Here is a 19,035-nt window from a genome sequence, read left to right on the forward strand (position 1 = left end):
AATTAATGCAATGTTTTTTCCTTTAAGTGTTTGTCGCTCAATACCTGCGTATTTTGCACGTTTTAAATCTTCTGATAAGTTCAGTAGGAACTCCATCTCTTTCTGTGAAAAATCTAATAATGTTAGGAAATGTCTATTTCTTAAGTTTTGCATTCTAATACAACTCCTCTATGTGATTGATTTCACATTAATTGTAAACGCTTTCTATTGGTTTCGTCAATGAAATTTTGCACAATTATTTAGTTATAACTTTAAATTTGTCTAAGAAGTTAACGTTATGCATAAGGTGTCTTTAAAGGTGCATTTTTAGCGATAACAAAAAGAAAAATATTCATTTATTTGTATGAATATATGACTCGCTTTTATTTGTATTACCTATTCCGTGTAAGTTAACCCTTTTTTGTTCAAAATCAACAAAAATTAATAGAAAGAAAAACGTTGAATTCCTATACTTTCAGCATTTTAAACGTGGAAATAAAAAATATTTCACATGAGCTTAACAAAAACTTAAAAATAGATTGATTTTGGTTAAAAGTAATATAAGATAGTGTTATATAAGAAAATAAATGTCTCCATTAGACATCTATGATACTTACAACTAAGACAGAGCGGAGAGATATCAATGAAAAAACTTTGGTTAATTGTAATCAGTGCATTATTTTTATTAGCGGGCTGTTTCGGTTTGAAATCACATGATCAATCAGACGAAACAATTAAAAAAGGTAAAGCCACTGATCAAATGCAGACATTCAAAATTGGACAAATAGTAGATGCCGATGGTGTGGATGTTCAAGTTATCAAAGCGGAATACATTAATAACTACAGTGATATTGATGCACCAAAGAACGGGAAAGCATTACAAGTAACTTTGAAATTTAAAAATAATAATAAACCAAAAGTGGTTGTGGATTCTAGCGCATTCGCAATGACGATTAGAGGAGAAACGTATCCAGACTGGGTTGGCGGTAATCATTCAGAAGGAAGTTTCACGCATCAACTCAGTCATGGAAAAACTGCAGTAGAATCTTTGACGTTCGATGTACCAGACGCTAAAGTCTATACATTAGAAATGGATGCGCAGTTTAAAAAGAAAAATGTTAAAGGTAAATGGAACATCCACCAAGCAATGATTAAAAAAGGTGACAGTCAAAACGATACAAATAAAGCAGCAGCATCTGATACTAAAGAGAAAAGTTCTAAAAAATCATCTAAAGAAAAAGACTATCCTTATTCTGCAGATGAATATAATGCGTTAGTTGATTTATACAATGCCTTCACAAAAGGTGAACGTATGAACCATGTCACACGTGGAGTTACGAACAAAGAATACAATGATTTAGCTGATCGTGTAGATAAATTGCTAGAAGATTATGGAGAAGAGCTTGATACTGCATATCAAAAAGCAGTAAAAGAAGAAGAGGCTGAATGGCAAAAAAATCAAGACCGTATCAATAAAGAGTTTGAAGCAGAAATGAAACGCCAAGATGAAGTCAATGCGCGTGAAGAAGCACAACGACGCAAACAAGAAGAGGCGGAACAACGTGCTTATGAAGCTCAAGTACAACGTCAAAATGAACAAGCTGCACGTGAAGCAGAAGCACAAAAACAACAAAATACGAACAATCAATCTCAAGATGATTCACAATAATTGAAAAAGCTGCCTATGGCGGCTTTTTTTTATATTTATACATAGTATTAATCTGAATTACCTATAATCCAAAGTATCAATTAAAAAATATTCATCAAACCTTCATAAATATTCGAAAAAAGATTGCTTTTACTTAAAAATATTATAAAATATTCCTATAAAGACAATTTGATGATAAATGCATTGAAATGTCATCGTTTCACAACTAAATACAGAGCGGAGAGAGAAAGATGAAAAGACTTTGGTTTTTGATGATCAGTGTATTATTTTTATTAGTTGCCTGCAGTGGTGCAAAGTCTGAAGAAAAGACAGAAGGTACAGAGGCAAGAGGTAAAGCAACAGAAGAAATGAAAACATTCAGAGTAGGACAAATCGTTGATGCTGACGGTGTAGATGTTCGAGTAGTTAAAGCAGAGTATGTAAATGATTATGAAGGTTACGAAGCACCTAATAACGGTAAAGTATTAAAAGTGACATTGAAATTTAAAAACAATAACAGCGATCAAGTACTTGTAGATTCTAGCGCATTTACAATGAACGTCAGAGGAGAAACGTATCCAGATTGGATTGGCGGAGATGGTACAGATGGTATTTTCTCTCATCAATTAAACCAAGGTAAAACTGCGACAGGCACTTTAACATTTGATGTTCCAGAAGCCAAAGTCTATACCTTAGAAATGGTCACGTATTTTAAAACTGCAAATGTTAAAGCGAAATGGAACCTTCATCAAGCAATGATTAAAGATGGCAGTTATAATGAAGCTGACAGCCAATCGGATACGAAGAAAGATAAAACAAAAACTGAAGACGATAGCGAGGATTATCCATACACAGCAGAAGAATACAATGCGTTAGTAGATGAATATAACGCATTAACAGATGGAGAAAGAATGAACCACGTCACACGTGGTGTCACAAATAAAGAATACAACGATTTAGCAGCACGTATTGATAAACTTTATGATGAATTAGAAGCAGAATGGGATAAAGAATATCAAAAGCAACTTGAACGTGAAGATGCAGAATGGCAAAAAAATCAAGATCGCATCGATAAAGAATTCGAAGCAGAGATGAAGCGCCAAGATGAAATAGATGCACGAGAAGAAGCACAGAGACAAAAACAAGAAGAAGCTGATCAACGTGCCTATGAAGCAGAAATGAAACGTCAAGACGAACAAGCAGCACGTGAAGCACAAGAACAAGCGAAATTAGATGCAGAACTTCAAAAACAAGAAGAAGCAGCAGATCAAGCGATGTTAGAAGAGTAGATAGAAATAAATTTTAGTTTTAAAGGTGAGTTATAAAAATGGATGAATTAAGATATGAAAAACCTAGAAACCGTATCGCAGAAATTGTATTAGGCATTGTCGGCAGCATATTTGGGATTATTGGTGGGATTTCCACATTAATGGTCGCAAGTGCGAATGAAGCTGTCGGAAATGCTGGAAGCAGTGATATCTATACGTTAGGTATTATTGTTATATTGATGAGTATAGCGACATTCATAATTAGTTGTTTAATTAAGAGAAAGCGTGTATTAATGAGTATCTTGCTCATTATCGCAAGTGTACTAGACTTTTTCTTAATTGGTATCTATGGAATCATCGCAGGTATTTTAATCTTAGCTGCGGGTGTCTTAGCGTTATTACGAAAATAATGCAGTTATAATCAGCATATACATGTGTTGTTATGTGTTGAAAACAGTTACTTTAAGAATAAAGATAATTATATTTCTCAAGCAGAATGGGTTAAGTTATGGCAAAAAGCACTTAAGGTTAACTGTGGAACAGCTGAGAAAAGATTAGTCCGAGATAATCCTTATCAATTACCTAAAAAGAAATGGGTATATAAAGCTACTTGGGCAAAACGTTATTAAAATAAAAAAAGTCCGCTTTTGGCGGGCTTTTTTATATGAAAAAAATAGACGATATTATTACGATACTAGCTATAATGGCAATAATTGCACTTACTTTCATTTTTCTTATAGTTGCTATACCTAAAGATAAAAATATCATTGATTGAAAGAAATATTGCCATTGTATTGGCATTTTTAATATATCAGCAACATTAAGAAATACTGTGATAATTGATAGCATAGAAATTATTAAAAAGGTAATTTCATATAATTTAAAATTTCTAATGTTCATCTTTTTACCTCCAAGTATCCCCTCTTTTTAATTATAATATATAACTGTAAGAACATTCGTCATGATATTATCATAAGAATTTAGTGTTGTCTTTTTTGGTTTTTTTTAGAAACGAGTTGAAAACGAGTTTCTTCTTGTCTTTATACATATTAGTAATAATTTAAAAATGTATGCATATTTTCCTTATGCTCTTACAAGAAAATTAACCCCAAATCTAAATTTTGATATTTTTTACAGAATCTTGCTCCTGTTGGAACTAAAAATCGAGTTGATTTTTGAGTAATTTTATGTAATATTTTAGTTTGCATGTAAATGGGCAGTGTCTAAAAATCAGACACTGATTTTGATTGAACTTTTGCTTTTTAGAATCATGATATATTTATTTAGCTCTCATTTGCGTTTTAAGAGCTGATAAATAATTTCGGATAAAAAACTCTGTAAATATCTTACGGAACTTCAGAATGTCCCCTTAAAATTAAAAATAAGGGCATTAAAAAATAAAAGCCACCCCAGATAAAATTGGATTGGCTTTTTTCTTTCGTACGGTCTATTTATTTTTCCTTCGACGCCGCATCGTCGATGAAATTCAAAAAAGTTATGGGCTATAAATCTACATCACTTTTTAAAAAATGCAGTAGCAATATTCAACACAAATTAATTTTTGTAACTGCTCGGAATATCTCAAGCCGTTTCTTTGAATTTAAAATAAAAAAATTGACGGAGAGCGATTGCGATTTCAGCACACGTTCGGACAGAACGTATAAGTACGCCCTCACAGGATTAAACTAGATTATAACGGCGAAAAGTAGACCTGTAAAGCAAAAACTATTGTGATAAGATTTGCTGGAAAGGAGTTTTATTTTTGAAAGTCTTTTTATCTTTTATGTATTTTTTTATCTCATTTTTTGTTTTGACATCTTTATTAGATTTAATATTGCCGATTGAGTTTAACTTGTATGCAAATTTGATTTCCGCATTATTTTTTACATTACTTATGACGCCGTTTTTTGTTGTGTTGAAAAGATTGAAAAACAAAAAGTAGAACACGCATTTATGCCGAGAAAATTTATTGATCAATGAGAAGAACCCTTAACTAAACTTGAAGACGAATGTCGGCATAGCGTGAGCTATTAAGCCGACCTTCGACAAGTGTTGGGTTTGTTAAGGATTTAGAGGCTCGTTGTCAATAAAGCAATTGGAATTAAGTAATAAAAAACGTGTCTTAATGGGTGTTTTACTTGTTATAGGAGGCGTACTAAACTTTATTTTCATTGGTTTATTCGGAATTTTATCTGGTATTTTAATACTTGTTGCAGGTGTTTTAGCATTAGTACATAAATAAGAAGAAAGATTGGGAGCTGCCGCATCGGCAGCTTTTTTAATTGTTGAAAAAATAGTGATTAGGAGATTTCACAACAGAGATTTCTAATAGGTTTGAGTTATGCTATACTATTTTAATCATTGTAGGAAAGAAGGGCGCGCATGCTGTTTTTATTTTTACTGGGTTTAGTTGCAGGAATGGTGGTTCCTGTACAAACTTCTATTAATACAAAACTAATACGCTATACACATTCATCATTCTATTCTTCAGCAATCTCATTTTCAGTCGGCGCTCTATTTTTATTCATTGTAAACTTGATTATTGCACCTGGTCACTTCACATTAAGTTTCTTTTCTGGTCAATCGTTTAATTATACGTGGTTCGTTGGAGGACTATTAGGTGTCTTATTCTTAACAGGAAATCTATTACTGTTTCCAAGGCTAGGTGCGTCATTGACAGTCATTATAACCATTGCTGGACAAATCATTATGGGTGTGATGATTGATACCTTTGGTTGGTTAGGAGCTAAAATAGAACCATTCACATTCTTAAAGCTGATTGGTGTTTTATTGTTATTTATTGGCATCATTGTGATGAATTATGTTAAACATCAACCTAAAGAAGAAAAAGCTAATAAAGTCTTACCATGGTTAGTCATAGGATTTATCTTTGGGTTTGCACCACCGATTCAAACTGCGATCAATAGTCAGTTGGGACAACAAGTACATAGTTCGTTATTTGCGTCATTAATTTCATTCTCTGTAGGGGCAATCGCATTAATTATCATTACAGCGTTTGTAAATCGTTCATTTAAATTATCAACTTATGAACCAGAAGTAGGTAAAATCAAACCAGTTTATTTTATTGGTGGGGTACTTGGTGTGGTATTTGTCACAGCGAATATCGTTTTAATGCCACATTTAGGTGCTGCATTGACGACTATTGTCGGAATGCTGGGTCAGATGTTAATGGGTGTCATAATTGATCACTTCGGCATTTTAGGTGCGAAGAAAAACAAGATTAATGTACGTAAGATTTTAGGAATCATATGTATCTTCATAGGCATCGTCTTACTAAGATTCTTCTAAATTCATATTAAAAAGAACGTTTTTACGACAGGTAGAAACGTTCTTTTTGTTATATAAATATAGCCCAGGAAATAACTTCCCGGGCCAATTCATCATGCTTATTTTTTCTTATTTTTCTTAGAAATGACTTTCGTGTTTTTAGGTTTATCTTCTTTCTTCTCTTGTTCGCGCTTAATACGTGCTACTTCTTCATCCGCAACTTTACTGTAGTATCTGTTCGCAAAGAACATTTGAACAATCATAAAGATGGCACTGACTGACCAATAAAGACCTAATGCTGCAGCTGAAGTGAATGAGATATAAATGATGAAGATAGGTGAGATAATCATCATCATGTAACCCATTTGACGTTGTTCTTTCGGCATATTTTCAATGCTGACAAGTGATTGTAAGAAGTAAAGGGCGCCGGCGATGATTGTAATCCAAACATCAGGTTCTGTCAGTTTGAACCATAAGAAGTGAGGATGATCTGTGATACCGCCATGTGAAGGCCATTTTAATGAGACATATAAACCGAAGAGTACAGGCATTTGAATTAAGATTGGCAGACAGCCAAGCATACTCTTCATTGGATTCATATCATACTTTTTATAAACAGCCATTAATTCTTGTTGTGCTTCCATTTTTTCTTCTTGTGTACGTGCACGTTTAACTTTTTCTTGTACTTCTTTCATCTCAGGTTTCGCAATGTCCATAACTTTACGCATGATTTGACCATTCTTAGTTTGGCTTAACATAAACGGCAACATAACAAAGCGAATGGCTAATACAATAACGATAATTGCGAGACCATAGTTATCGTTTAAATTATGACCAAGCCAATGTAGTAAATTGTCCATTGGTTTTGCGAAAGTATTAAAGAAGAAACCATTGCGGTTTTCACTCTTTGAATAATCGCAACCTGCGAGCAGTACTGTAGATAACGTCAATAACAGTATGTATTTTATTTTCATCTTTCTCTGCCTTTCTCTTTTTTATTGAAAATAATTAAGCATCGTATCGAAGTCATTGAAAAAGCAACCGCTTAACAAGGGTTGCGAAAAAGGACAACAATTGCTTATACACTTACAAGATACAATCCTAACATAGAACCTGTATCGATTAAAGAAGAGAAAAGATAAAATAACTTAGCTAAAAGTAATACGATAAACAACCACGCAATACAGTGACAAATTAACTAATCTGCTGCTTTTTCATCTTTCAACGTATTGATAGAAATAGACCATAAAACGATATTTAAGATCATCACAATAAATAATGCGACAACTGTATATAGAAGATCAAAAGTTATAGGCATCGGCAAGGTTTCAAACAACACATAATAAACTAACCCGCCAATAATGACCTGCCCCACAATGTTTAAGAGCTTTCCAATATTAGATTTAACAAATTGAAGTAATAAAGAGGGCAAAGATAACACACTAAAAACAACATAACTAACGAGTGTTATTTCTCCTAAAGCTATCGCAGACGTATCAGTTAAATTTGAAAGTGTAACTGAATCTAAAAACTTTATCGCAGCGATAAACGCAAAGATAAAAATAACGAAGCCAATTACTTCTTCAATAAGTAGTGCCAAAAATGAGCTGACAATATTTTTTTCTGGTTTCTCAAAGCGCTCATAAATATATTCAATGACAAAATTCAATAGTATCGAAACAACAACCAAGATAATAAAGACAGTCGGAAGTTTACCTGTAAATAACTGACTTAAGAATTCTACACCTAAATCCCAATAAACTTTCATGATTTTAAGCTCCTCTTTCTCTTTATGTAATGAGTATATAGATAAAATGCAATAAAAATCAACTGTCATTTTATAACTTTTAAATTAAAAAAGAGAGGCATGTCTAGATTGATTAAATGATGAAGAATGTTGTGAGGACAAGGAACAAAGCGCCCGGGTTAGTCTAACGTTTGTGTGAGGTTAGACTGAAGTTAGGGTGGAAACGGTATGGCATGCACAAAAAATGTATGTGTTATAATGTGTAGTGGTTAATTGTGAAAATAAAATGATTATAAAAGAAATTAATGTGGGGGTTGTAATGAAAAAGTTTAAATATTTAATGGGGATAGTTTTAACAAGTGTCCTTATACTTGCTGGATGTGGGTCACCTGGCTTAGATGGCGGTCCAGGTAAAAATGTTAAAATTACTGCACTCGCAACAAGTGAATCGCAAATTATGGCACATATGATTCGCCTACAAATTGAACATGATACGAAAGGGAAAGTAAAACCAACCATTATTAACAACTTAGGCTCAGCTACTATTCAACATAACGCCTTATTGAATGGAGATGCGCAAATTTCTTCTACGCGTTATACAGGTACAGATTTAGTAGGAGCGTTAAATCAACAACCTATTACTGACACCAAGAAGGCTATGGATGTTGTTCAAAAAGGCTTTACAAAGCAATATGATCAAACTTTCTTTGATACGTATGGTTTTGAAAATACATTCGCATTCATGGTGACACAAGAAGTGGCTGACAAATATCATCTTGAAACAGTTTCTGATTTAAAGAAACATAAAGACGAGTTGCGTTTAGGTACAGATTCTACTTGGATTAAACGTGCTGGCGATGGTTACCCGGCTTTCACTAAAGCCTATGGATTCAAATTTAAAAGTATCCGACCTATGCAAATCGGCTTAGTATATGATGCTTTAAAAAACAATAAATTAGATGTGGCTCTAGGTTATACTACAGATGGTCGTATTTCAGCTTATAACTTGAAAGTATTAAAAGATGACCGTAAATTCTTCCCGCCATATGACGCAAGTCCGCTTGCGAAGAACGACTTCCTAAGAAAGAACCCTAAAATTAAACATTCATTAGAAAAACTTCAAGGCAAGGTCTCTACGAAAACAATGCAAGAGTTAAATTATCAATCAGACGGCAAACAACAAGAGCCAGCCGTAGTCGCAGAAAGGTTCCTCAAAAAACACAACTATTTCGAAAATAAATAGTTATCAATTTGTCTTGTGTTAGGACCATGTTATACTTACAAAAATTGGAGGTAGATTATGGCTAAAATTAACCAAAGACAAGTGAGACAAATTGTGCGTTTAGTCACACGTATTGTACGTCAGATCATGCGTTCTAGAAATAATAAACGTTATTAATATAAAGAAGCAGCACTTTCTCAAATTAGAAGAGAAGGTGCTGCTTTTGTTTATCCTTAAATTGAAGCGTATGGATACGCATGTAGTTAAATTTATGAGCGATCTTCTGATGAGTGTCTCTTAGATGCGGCATGTAAAATCTTAGTATGTTCTTCATTAGGTGAGAGTGTTAATCCTAACGCTTTACGCTCTCTATTCGCATCTTTATAGAATGAAAGCGTCATTAAGATAACGACCACACTGAATGGTAAGGCTGAGATAATCGCCGCAGATTGTAGAGCGTCTAATCCTGTCTCGCCTCCGGCAAGCAGTAATACATACGCAATCGCAGAAAGCGCAAGTCCCCATACAATTTTTACGAATCCTGCTGGACGTAATGTACCAAATGCCGTCTGCATACCTAAAACGAATGTTGCTGAATCGGCAGAAGTAATAAAGAATGATCCAATTAATGCGAGTGCGATAATGGATAAGACACTGCCTATCGGCAATTCATTAAAGATACCGAATAATTGTGTTTCAGGTGGCATTTTAAAGATTTCCGTATGTTCTTGTCCAACACTGATACCTGTTAAACCGAATACGCTGAACCAGAAAATACTGACAATTGTCGGCACTAGTAAGACTGCCATAACGAATTCTCTGATAGAGCGTCCTTTAGAGATACGGGCGATAAAGATACCGACGAACGGACTCCAACTCATCCACCAGCCCCAATAATAAACTGTCCATGTCTGCATCCAGTCATGTTTTTGTTGGTTTAATGGTGCGGTGTCTAAACTGTTAAAGATTAAAGTATTTAAGTAATCACCAGTCGCAGAAGTCATCATGTCTAAGATGAGTAAAGTTGGACCAATGACTAATAAAATCGCAAAGAGAATCGCAGCTAAAATCATATTCAAGTTACTTAAATATTGAATTCCTTTGCTTAAACCACTCCATGCACTGTATAAGAAAAGTACAGTTACGACTGCGATAATAATACCTTGAACTAACTTGTTATTTGGAATACCAAATAAATAATTCAAGCCACCATTGATCTGCATCGCGCCAACACCAAGTGATACCGCTACACCGATAATTGTCGCAAATACTGCTAAAACATCGACAATGGTACCTGGTAAACCATCCACACGTTTACCTAAAAGTGGTCGTAATGTTTTAGAAATAAGACCGACTTCGCCTTTTCTGAATTGGAAATAAGCGAGTGATAACGCTACGATGCCGTAAACGGCCCAAGGGTGAAAGCCATAGTGTAAGAAACTCGCACGTAACGAATCTGCAAGTGCTGCTTTCGTTTCTGCAGAAGCTGTAGGAGGAGTTAAATAATGTGATACAGGCTCAGAAGCCCCATAGAATACTAAGCCAATCCCCATACCAGCACTAAATAACATTGTTAACCAAGAGATTGTATGGAACTCAGGTTTGTCTGTAGGTTTACCTAGCTTTAATTTGCCGATCGGACTAAAAACTAAGAAAATACAGAAAACCAATATGAAAGAAAAGACGAGCATATAATACCAACCGAAAGTTTCTGTAATCCACGCCCCAAGTGCACCAGAAACCTTGCCGAATTGGTTAGGGAAAATTGCGCCGATTAATACTAATAAACCTACAAGTATAGACGCATAAGTAAATACGGGTGAAAACATCTTGTTTGTCTCTTTATGAGTCGTCTTCAAAACTGCAACATCCTTTCTGATTTGAGTATTGAAAAAAAGCAAAGACGGTATTCATGCTATCATACCTAGGAAATAATTCAACTTCTTGAAAATCGTAGCTTAAAAAGTGAAAAAATCATTGTAAATTCAAAAAAGGGGTATTTTTTGAATTTATATCCAACTTAGGGTGGGGTAAAATAAAAAAACTGATATATAAGAAAAAAGAAGGTGAAGGTGTATTATAAAAATTTGAAAAAATATTTTACATGCTTGGGGAACAAAATTTAGAAAATGAATATCAAAATCGACAAGAAGCATTTACAACGGTTTTAACAAATATTGAAATTCATCCCATCAGAGACCAAAAACAATGTCAGACTGTAAGCTATCCATTGTTTATTTGTATGAGCAAAGCTTTAGCACATAAAATGGAAGGTGTTCTTTTAAATTCAAATAAAATATTAAAACTATCACACAATGGAGGTGATAGTGATGCTAGATGTTGTGGCTGTTTTGGTTAAACAAATGATTGCGCAATTTATTTCAGGTGGCAAACAAGATGTTAAATAGTCATGCTTTATTCAGCATGATAATTGAATGCGTCGACTTGTGTTTATAAACAAGCCGGCGTATTTTTGTATATTGTGTCGATATAGGTTAGATTAAAGATAAGCAGTAAAAATATTGAATCAAATCTAATTAGGAGGAACTTGTAGTGACACAATTATTTACAGATCGTTTATATGAACGCGTTGAGCCAATTTGGGCATCTTACATGGAACATCCATTTATTAAAGGGTTGGCTGACGGCTCTTTGGATGAAGAGAAATTCAAACATTGGTTGAAACAAGATTACATTTATTTAATTGAGTATTCTCGTTTATTTGCGATTGGTGCCGCGAAAGCCATTGATTTAGATATGATGTCGACGTATGCGCAGTTATTAGATGGCACAATGAATACAGAAATGAACTTGCATCGTGGTTATGCGAAGGAATTTGGTATTAGTGAAGCGGAATTAGAAGCTACTGAACCTGCAGAAACTACAACAGCTTATACAAGTTATATGTTGAACATGGCACAAATCGGCGGCGTAGAAAATGTGATTGCCGCAATTTTAACTTGTACATGGAGTTACAACTATATTGGTTTGAAATTGGCAGAACAAGATGCTGCGAAAGATCATCCATTATATCGAAAATGGGTAGATATGTATTCATCTGAGGAGTTTACGCAATTTAAGAAAGATTGTGTTGAACTGATGAATAAAGTGACAGAAGGACGCTCAGAAGCGGACTTAAAACGACTAGAAGATATTGTCGTACGCACAAGTTATTATGAATATAAATTCTGGGATATGGCAGAAAACTTAAGCACTTGGGACGTTCCGGTAAAATAGAATGATTGAAGATTCAAGTTGTTGCCTTTAAGCTTAGGTAAGCAAAGTATATTGAGGAGGCAAAGAATTGAATAAAAAAGAACTCATGAACTTAGCTTCAACACCTGTGAATGCACCGACATATTCAAGAGTGGATGTTCATTTCAGAAATAGAGAATTTTTAAACATTGTGTATCGCACGGATATTGAGAAACTAAAGGAAGTCGTACCTGAACCGCTAAAAGTGACAAGTGACTTAATCAAATTTGAAGTCATTGATATGCCGGATAGTACAGGTCTTGGTTCATATACAGAATGTGGACAAGTGATTCCAGTAGAATAAAATGGAGAAGAAGGCGAGTTCTACTTATCCATGTATTTAAACAATCAACCTGCGATTGCGTTAGGCAGAGAGCTTTCAACATTTCCAAAGAAATACGGAGAACCAAGATTATATGTCGATAACGATACATTAGTAGGTACATTAGATTATCATTCATTACGCGTTGCACAAGCAACGATGACCTATAAATACCATCCGATTGAAACAGAAGAAGCGAAACAACTTATTACCAAACCAAGCTTCATGTTGAAACAATTGCCAAATTACGATGGGACACCAAGAATACTTGAAATGACACGTTCTCAAATTTCAGATATTCAAATTAAAGAAGCATTCCGTGGTGATGCGCGTCTACAACTATTTGAACATGTGAATGCGCCGCTCGCAGATTTCCCGGTCAAAGAAATTGTCGATGCACAACATATTTTGGCAGACTTAAGACTCGGCCGACCGGAAGTCATTCATGATTATTTAAAAGAATCATAAATTTTTCAGGAGAAACAAGCTTTGATGTTTGTTTCTCTTTTTTTAAACAAATAGACAGAATATGTCTTTTTTGTAAAGAATGAATACAGTTGTATTCCACTCAGGTATACTAAATATTAAGTATGAAAGTCATTATAAAGAGAGAGTAGGGACATAATGAACAAAATTAAATATTTAGGTACTGGACTCTTAGCAGCGTCGTTATTATTAACTGCTTGTGGGCAAAAAGAAGAAACACAAACATCATCTGACCAAGAAAAGACAGAACATCAATCAGAAGAACAATCTACACATGAAGATTATCAAAAAAGTGAAGAAAACAACGAGAAACACTTAGGTTCAAAAGCATCTGAATCTAAACACAATGCATTTAGTCACTTAAATCCGAATAGTGATGAATATCTTGCGCGTGTATGGTTAGCCGCATTACCAAGCTATCGAAGCGCAAATCCGGCAGATATCTCTATTAGTCATGATGATTTGTCAGGAAAGATTATGTACGGACCAGGGTCGATTAGATATGAACAAGGTGTTCAAAGTTTGTTAGGTACACCTACTGCCGAGGGATATGTTGTTTATAAAAATAACGGAGATGGTACGATTACGATTTATCCCGTACCGAGTCATTTCCAAGATCATCGTTGGCAAGAAGAAGATTATAGTCGCGAGGAATCTCAACGTATTATGAATAGCGGAGAAGTGGTACCGTTGTATGATGGGAATGAAGAAGCGGTGCGTCTAGTTGAAAGTTATATTGGTGCGACACCACCTGGAATTGATGAGGATGATGAAGAGTCAGAAGAAACGGTGACACGTGAAAATGTGATTGATAAGGTTGAAGAATATGAAGGTCATCAATTAGATACAAGCCGTTATACTTTCAAAGAACCAGAACGTCGTGATGATGGGGGTTGGGGCTTCTCAATTTTAGACAAACAAGGTAATTTAGTCGGTTCATATATCATTGATTCAGACGGTGATGTGACAAAATATGATGAACATGGCGACGAAGTTTAATATATTGAAAAAGAACTTGATTCGACAGCTTTCATGTGTTGAATCAAGTTCTTTTATCGTTAATATTATGCTTCACTTTGTTTATTTGATGCATAGTCATAAAGTTTAATAATCGTTTTAAATTTTGCATCTTCGAGCTTTGTTTTCTTATTTCTTAAATCTTGAACAGTTTGATAGGGAACACCTGAAGCTTTTGAGATTTTATAGCCGCTTTCAGCTTCAAATAATTTTTCAATATCTTCTTTAATTTGTTTGATGACTGTCATAGTTAAGCTCCTTTTATTTTTTGTGTCGCGCTTTTAATGTAAGTGTAATTCTACTTACTTCACTGACAGTGTATCACGATATAATGCGTTATCCAATTGAAATTATAAAGTAAAAGGTTGAATAAAGTGTAAGGTTTGAGTTGAAAAATACCCTATAAAGCTTGTACTTTTCAGTATTTGCTTTATAGGGTATTTACGATCGCGTTACCTTGTATCGCTTTATCTTCGGTATTGATTGAAATCAATGACATTACCAGAAGATTTATGATTTTGTTCTTGTGTTTTTGTTTGAGGTTTACTGTGCAGTTCTTTTAAGAACTGATCCAACTCTTCTTGAGATGTGACTTTACCATCTATAATCGCATTCATAACTTTCGCATCGTCACTATCTTGATTTAAGTCGAACATTTCTTTAAACATTTCACGCATGTCTTCATCTTTGCCCGCTTCCACAAACGCAGAAATCGCAGTATCGATATCTTCATCTTCATTAATCGGCAGGCTATTCAATTTTTGATACTTTTCAATTTCTTCTAATAACTCACGATCTGCTTCATCAAGGAAGTCTAATGGATTTAAATCATTCTCTTCGAAGTAATCTTCTAAATCTTCAAAGATATCCATTGGCATATAAAGTATTTCATAGTCATCTTGCACTTGAATGAAGAAAGTTTTCATACTTAAGGCATCAAGATGCGTGTAAGGAATAACGTTGCTTTCTTCAGCGATAAAGTACGCAATTAAATTCAATTCTTTTTGCGTGAGACGTTTGAACATTAATGAAGTTTTGTTTGTAAATTTATCTTGAATTAAATCAACGATGTCACTTTTGCTTCCTTTTGAAAAGCCGGTAATTTTAAATTCACGACAGATTTGTTTTAATTCTTCAGTATTGTATCTCTCTAGTAAGTCAGTAAGTTGGAAATCTTCATAATCTCTACGTGCTTGTGTTATTTCACGCATTTCATGAATGGCTTCTTCTTCATCGTCATCTAATGGTGGAATAGAGTCATATTTATGGTTGAGTACGTGGCTATTGAAGTTGTTTAAAAACTCAGTTTCTACAAAATAAGAGTTTTTCTCAATTTCATAAACGAAATCTGTTCTTCTTAATATTTTTAATTCATCGGCTTTGTCTTCTGAAATGATTGTGACTTCAGGATGATACTTCAAGATAGATTCTAAGACTTGTCTTTCTTTTAACGTTGTATACTTTCCATAATCCGTACAGATTTCTTGAACAGACATTTTCTCTGCATCATCTATTTTATAATCAGCATTATGGAATTCGATGGCTTCGGCTAATTCGATATATTTATGTTTTTGTTCTTCCAAGTAATTCATGTGCGTCACCCCGTGCATTGTAAGATTGTATTATATCTATTCTATACCAATCTTTCCCTTAAAACGAATATTTTAAAGATTAAATGGATTGATCTTTAATTATAGAAATTCTACATAGGATTCAACACCAAGTTGTGATACATTAAACTAAATAACAATGTGAAGGAGTACCGCAATGGATACGACAGCTTTGATTTATGTCATTATTATTTTTATCAGCTTTATCGTCACAAACATGATTTCGAATCGCTTCATTAAAAACCGTTCTAATACAGGCTTATACTTGTTGAAACGTGTCGGTATTTTCATGGGTGTATATCTGGTCTTATTTAGTATTTATTTTATCTTGTTCAAACCGGAAATTTAAAGTAAAGGTATGCGTTGAATACAGATCCAACTTATATGTTTATATATGTAAAAAGTCAGGCATGTTGCCTGACTTTCATTGTTTAAAGCTGTTTAGTTGTATATTAAACAGGGCGTACTGTAATTTCATTCACATTGACATGACTAGGTTGTGTTAACGCATAGACTACCGCATTTGCGATATCTTTAGGTTCTAACATTTTACGTGAACCCCAATCTGTATCGCTAGTCATAGCTGTGTCGACCATACCTGGTGAAATGCTGGTAGAACGAATGCCTGTTTTTGCGAGTTCTTTTTCTAAACCTTGTGTAATCGCATGGACAGCTGCTTTTGTGGCGCTGTATAACGCGCTTGATTTTGTCACTTCAAAGCCCGAAATTGAAGCGATGTTAACGATATGACCGCTTTGCTGTTGTTGGAAGTGCGGCATGACCGCATTGATTGCGTATAATGTACCTTTAAGGTTTACATCAATCATATCGTCCCAAGCTTGTACTTCACCTTCTGTAATCGCAGACGATTTCATTTGACCTGCGCTGTTGACTAAAATATCGACTTTCCCGAATTCTTCTACAGCTTGTTGTACTGCACGATCAATATCTTCACGGTTTGTGACATCAGCGCTGATAATTTCATAGTTTTTTGCGCCTGCTTTACGTAATTCAGTTGAAACTTGATCTAGTTTCTTTTCATCACGAGCAACAAGCACTACAGTTGCGCCTTCATTTGAAAGCTTTAAGGCAATGCCTTTCCCGATACCGCTGCTTGCGCCTGTAATGACTGCCACTTTCTTATTCAATTCTGTCATAAGTAAATCCGCCTTTCTCTCTCTTATTTACACTTATATTGTTTTATTCCCTTTTTCTACTTAAGGTAAAGATAATAGCCGACATCTTCAGTATATACAAGGCGACTTATGAATGCGAAAATTGAAGCAAAATGATAGAATATTAACGGCTTTTCTCATCCTTTCAGCAATATTGCATCAAAATGTAAACGTTTTCTAAATGACTGATGAAACACGACGGAATTTGGTATACAATGGGATTACATTTAAAATTTAGTGCAATTTCAGCAGAGTGGGCTGCTGGGAATTGAAGTAATACATGATAAGCAGAGAAATAGAGAGAGGGGAACTATAATGTTATTGCTTACGATTCTTCAATTCATTATCAACATCTTAATTGCGCTTGTCGTAATAGGACTGTTGGTGACTGGATTAGTATTGTTATTTAGAGATAAACGGCAACAACAACACAGTGTGTTGCGTAACTATCCTGTGTTGGCACGTGTACGTTATTTCTTCGAAAAGATCGGGCCTGAGTTGCGTCAATATTTATTCTCAGAGGACACGAAAGGGAAACCATTTTCACGTAGTCAATATACAGACATCGTGAAAGCTGGTAAATACAAATCACGCATGACGAGCTTCGGAACGCAGACAGATTACGAAACAGGCTTCTTTATTCAAAACACGATGTTTCCAAAACAAGCAACGGAAATGCGTATTGATCAATCGACTTTAATTTCAACGTTTGTCTATAAGGTTGATAACGAACGCTTATTTGATCGAGAAGAACATCGAGACCCTGAAAAGGTTGACCCTTATTATCTGTCAGATGAGGATGCGATTGTTTTAGGAGAAGATTTAAAATATCCATATAAAGTGAAACGTTTAGTCGGACAATCTGGTATGAGTTACGGTGCACTAGGTAAAAATGCGATTACCGCATTATCTATGGGATTAGGGCGTGCAGGTACATGGATGAATACCGGTGAAGGCGGCTTATCTGACCACCATCGTAAAGGCGGCGGCGATATTATCTTCCAAATCGGACCCGGTTTATTCGGTGTACGTAAAGCTAATGGTGAGTTTGACTTAGAGAAGTTTAAACAAAAGGCAGCTATCGACCAAGTGAAAGCCTTTGAAGTGAAGTTAGCACAAGGGGCTAAAACACGTGGTGGTCATATGGAAGGTGCGAAGGTAACAGAAGAAATTGCGAAAATCAGAAGTGTTGAACCTGGTAAAACGATTAATTCACCGAATCGCTTTGAATTCATTCATAATTACGATGATTTATTAGATTGGATTATGGATTTGAAAGAAGCGGCACAAAAACCAGTAGGCTTCAAGATTGTGGTGAGTCATGTCGACGAAATTGAAGCCTTAGTCAGAACGATGAAACAACGTCAACAATATCCAAGCTTCATCACAATTGATGGTGGTGAAGGGGGTACAGGTGCGACGTATCAAGAATTACAAGATAGCGTCGGCTTACCATTATTCACTGCCTTACCGATTGTGACAGGCATGTTAGAGAAGTATGGTATTCGCGATAAAATGAAAATCTTCGCATCAGGTAAATTGGTGACTCCTGATAAAATTGCGATTGCGCTCGGTCTCGGTGCAGACTTAGTCAATGTCGCACGCGGTATGATGATCAGTGTCGGCTGTATTATGAGTCAACAATGCCACTTAAACACATGTCCAGTCGATGTGGCGACGACAAATCCTAAGTTAGAACGTGGTTTGTTTGTGAACGAAAAGAACTATCGTGTCACAAACTACATCACAAGTTTACATGAAGGATTATTCAACTTAGCAGCGGCTGTCGGTGTCGAAAGTCCGACAGAAATTACGCAAGATCATTTAATCCTTAAAAATCCGAACGGCAACTTACAGTCGATTTATGATTATAAATTAAAATTAGTCGATACAAATCAAAAAGTATCTGTATAAATGTTATTCAAGCTCTCACTTTGATGCGTGAGAGCTTTTTTTAATGTCTATAATTAGTTGTTGATGTCGAGTTAAGCTACAAAACACCCATGATGTAGATAGAA

The 19,035-nt window shown here is 34.9% G+C and carries 18 protein-coding genes and 3 pseudogenes; 13 read left to right on the plus strand and 8 right to left on the minus strand.

The window, feature by feature from the left end:
* Positions 1–153 (minus strand): annotated as a pseudogene (locus HMPREF2846_RS14005) (ornithine carbamoyltransferase subunit F); the annotation flags it as partial.
* 469 nt (positions 154–622) lie between these two features.
* Here HMPREF2846_RS14005 and HMPREF2846_RS12505 point away from each other — a divergent pair.
* The 4 genes and pseudogenes from HMPREF2846_RS12505 to HMPREF2846_RS14480 form a co-directional block, all read left to right on the plus strand.
* Complete coding sequence (locus tag HMPREF2846_RS12505; protein ID WP_070626761.1) at positions 623–1,648, plus strand: DUF4352 domain-containing protein; 1,026 nt, start codon at positions 623–625, stop codon at positions 1,646–1,648.
* Positions 1,649–1,878: 230 nt separating this feature from the next.
* Positions 1,879–2,916: a DUF4352 domain-containing protein gene (locus HMPREF2846_RS12510; protein ID WP_070626762.1), complete on the plus strand. Its 1,038-nt coding sequence runs from the start codon at positions 1,879–1,881 to the stop codon at positions 2,914–2,916.
* Between the two features lie 38 nt (positions 2,917–2,954).
* Positions 2,955–3,305: a DUF4064 domain-containing protein gene (locus HMPREF2846_RS12515; RefSeq protein ID WP_070626763.1), complete on the plus strand. Its 351-nt coding sequence runs from the start codon at positions 2,955–2,957 to the stop codon at positions 3,303–3,305.
* Positions 3,306–3,308: 3 nt separating this feature from the next.
* Positions 3,309–3,428, plus strand: a pseudogene (locus HMPREF2846_RS14480) (protein rep); the annotation flags it as partial.
* Positions 3,429–3,555: 127 nt separating this feature from the next.
* Here HMPREF2846_RS14480 and HMPREF2846_RS12525 read toward each other — a convergent pair.
* Positions 3,556–3,795, minus strand: coding sequence for a hypothetical protein (locus tag HMPREF2846_RS12525; protein WP_002480068.1), 240 nt, complete (start codon positions 3,793–3,795; stop codon positions 3,556–3,558).
* Positions 3,796–4,975: 1,180 nt separating this feature from the next.
* Here HMPREF2846_RS12525 and HMPREF2846_RS14485 point away from each other — a divergent pair.
* Together HMPREF2846_RS14485 and HMPREF2846_RS12535 are read left to right on the plus strand one after the other, a co-directional pair.
* Positions 4,976–5,137, plus strand: coding sequence for a hypothetical protein (locus HMPREF2846_RS14485; RefSeq protein ID WP_176745492.1), 162 nt, complete (start codon positions 4,976–4,978; stop codon positions 5,135–5,137).
* A 140-nt stretch (positions 5,138–5,277) separates the two neighbouring features.
* A complete protein-coding gene (locus HMPREF2846_RS12535; RefSeq protein WP_061055132.1) occupies positions 5,278–6,204 on the plus strand; it encodes a DMT family transporter in 927 nt (308 codons plus the stop codon).
* Positions 6,205–6,302: 98 nt separating this feature from the next.
* On the opposite strand, the gene yidC is transcribed toward HMPREF2846_RS12535, so the two are convergent.
* Entirely contained in the window at positions 6,303–7,157 is an 855-nt protein-coding gene (gene yidC, locus HMPREF2846_RS12540; RefSeq protein ID WP_070626765.1) for a membrane protein insertase YidC, read from the minus strand.
* 224 nt (positions 7,158–7,381) lie between these two features.
* Positions 7,382–7,951, minus strand: a complete 570-nt coding sequence (locus HMPREF2846_RS12545; protein WP_070626766.1) for a hypothetical protein — start codon at positions 7,949–7,951, stop codon at positions 7,382–7,384.
* A gap of 298 nt (positions 7,952–8,249) precedes the next feature.
* On the opposite strand from HMPREF2846_RS12545, the gene HMPREF2846_RS12550 reads away from it, so the two are divergent.
* Positions 8,250–9,173: an osmoprotectant ABC transporter substrate-binding protein gene (locus HMPREF2846_RS12550; RefSeq protein ID WP_070626767.1), complete on the plus strand. Its 924-nt coding sequence runs from the start codon at positions 8,250–8,252 to the stop codon at positions 9,171–9,173.
* Positions 9,174–9,421: 248 nt separating this feature from the next.
* On the opposite strand, the gene HMPREF2846_RS12555 is transcribed toward HMPREF2846_RS12550, so the two are convergent.
* Positions 9,422–10,981, minus strand: a complete 1,560-nt coding sequence (locus HMPREF2846_RS12555; RefSeq protein WP_060804083.1) for a BCCT family transporter — start codon at positions 10,979–10,981, stop codon at positions 9,422–9,424.
* A gap of 275 nt (positions 10,982–11,256) precedes the next feature.
* Here HMPREF2846_RS12555 and HMPREF2846_RS14275 point away from each other — a divergent pair, with 275 nt between their 5' ends.
* The 4 genes and pseudogenes from HMPREF2846_RS14275 (at position 11,257) to HMPREF2846_RS14280 (ending at position 14,214) form a co-directional block, all read left to right on the plus strand.
* On the plus strand, positions 11,257–11,511 hold the full coding sequence (locus tag HMPREF2846_RS14275; protein WP_141751889.1) for a hypothetical protein: 255 nt from the start codon (positions 11,257–11,259) through the stop codon (positions 11,509–11,511).
* 194 nt (positions 11,512–11,705) lie between these two features.
* Positions 11,706–12,389, plus strand: coding sequence for a thiaminase II (tenA, locus tag HMPREF2846_RS12560; protein ID WP_002480059.1), 684 nt, complete (start codon positions 11,706–11,708; stop codon positions 12,387–12,389).
* Positions 12,390–12,474: 85 nt separating this feature from the next.
* Positions 12,475–13,197 (plus strand): annotated as a pseudogene (locus HMPREF2846_RS12565) (acetoacetate decarboxylase).
* 156 nt (positions 13,198–13,353) lie between these two features.
* On the plus strand, positions 13,354–14,214 hold the full coding sequence (locus HMPREF2846_RS14280) for a hypothetical protein (protein ID WP_141751890.1): 861 nt from the start codon (positions 13,354–13,356) through the stop codon (positions 14,212–14,214).
* A 65-nt stretch (positions 14,215–14,279) separates the two neighbouring features.
* Here the strand turns inward: HMPREF2846_RS14280 and HMPREF2846_RS12575 are convergent, their stop codons facing one another.
* Together HMPREF2846_RS12575 and HMPREF2846_RS12580 are read right to left on the minus strand one after the other, a co-directional pair.
* Positions 14,280–14,480 carry a hypothetical protein gene (locus HMPREF2846_RS12575; protein WP_002480056.1) on the minus strand — a complete coding sequence of 67 codons (201 nt, stop codon included), beginning with the start codon at positions 14,478–14,480 and terminating at the stop codon, positions 14,280–14,282.
* Positions 14,481–14,699: 219 nt separating this feature from the next.
* A complete protein-coding gene (locus tag HMPREF2846_RS12580) occupies positions 14,700–15,824 on the minus strand; it encodes a PDDEXK family nuclease (protein WP_070626768.1) in 1,125 nt (374 codons plus the stop codon).
* Positions 15,825–15,999: 175 nt separating this feature from the next.
* On the opposite strand from HMPREF2846_RS12580, the gene HMPREF2846_RS12585 reads away from it, so the two are divergent.
* A complete protein-coding gene (locus HMPREF2846_RS12585) occupies positions 16,000–16,191 on the plus strand; it encodes a hypothetical protein (RefSeq protein ID WP_002480054.1) in 192 nt (63 codons plus the stop codon).
* A 103-nt stretch (positions 16,192–16,294) separates the two neighbouring features.
* Here the strand turns inward: HMPREF2846_RS12585 and HMPREF2846_RS12590 are convergent, their stop codons facing one another.
* Positions 16,295–16,999 carry an SDR family oxidoreductase gene (locus HMPREF2846_RS12590; RefSeq protein WP_002480053.1) on the minus strand — a complete coding sequence of 235 codons (705 nt, stop codon included), beginning with the start codon at positions 16,997–16,999 and terminating at the stop codon, positions 16,295–16,297.
* A 333-nt stretch (positions 17,000–17,332) separates the two neighbouring features.
* On the opposite strand from HMPREF2846_RS12590, the gene HMPREF2846_RS12595 reads away from it, so the two are divergent.
* Positions 17,333–18,931, plus strand: coding sequence for an FMN-binding glutamate synthase family protein (locus tag HMPREF2846_RS12595; protein WP_070626769.1), 1,599 nt, complete (start codon positions 17,333–17,335; stop codon positions 18,929–18,931).
* Positions 18,932–19,035: the final 104 nt, after the last annotated feature.

It is taken from the genome of Staphylococcus sp. HMSC056G08 (assembly GCF_001812305.1).
Classification (GTDB): domain Bacteria; phylum Bacillota; class Bacilli; order Staphylococcales; family Staphylococcaceae; genus Staphylococcus; species Staphylococcus simulans.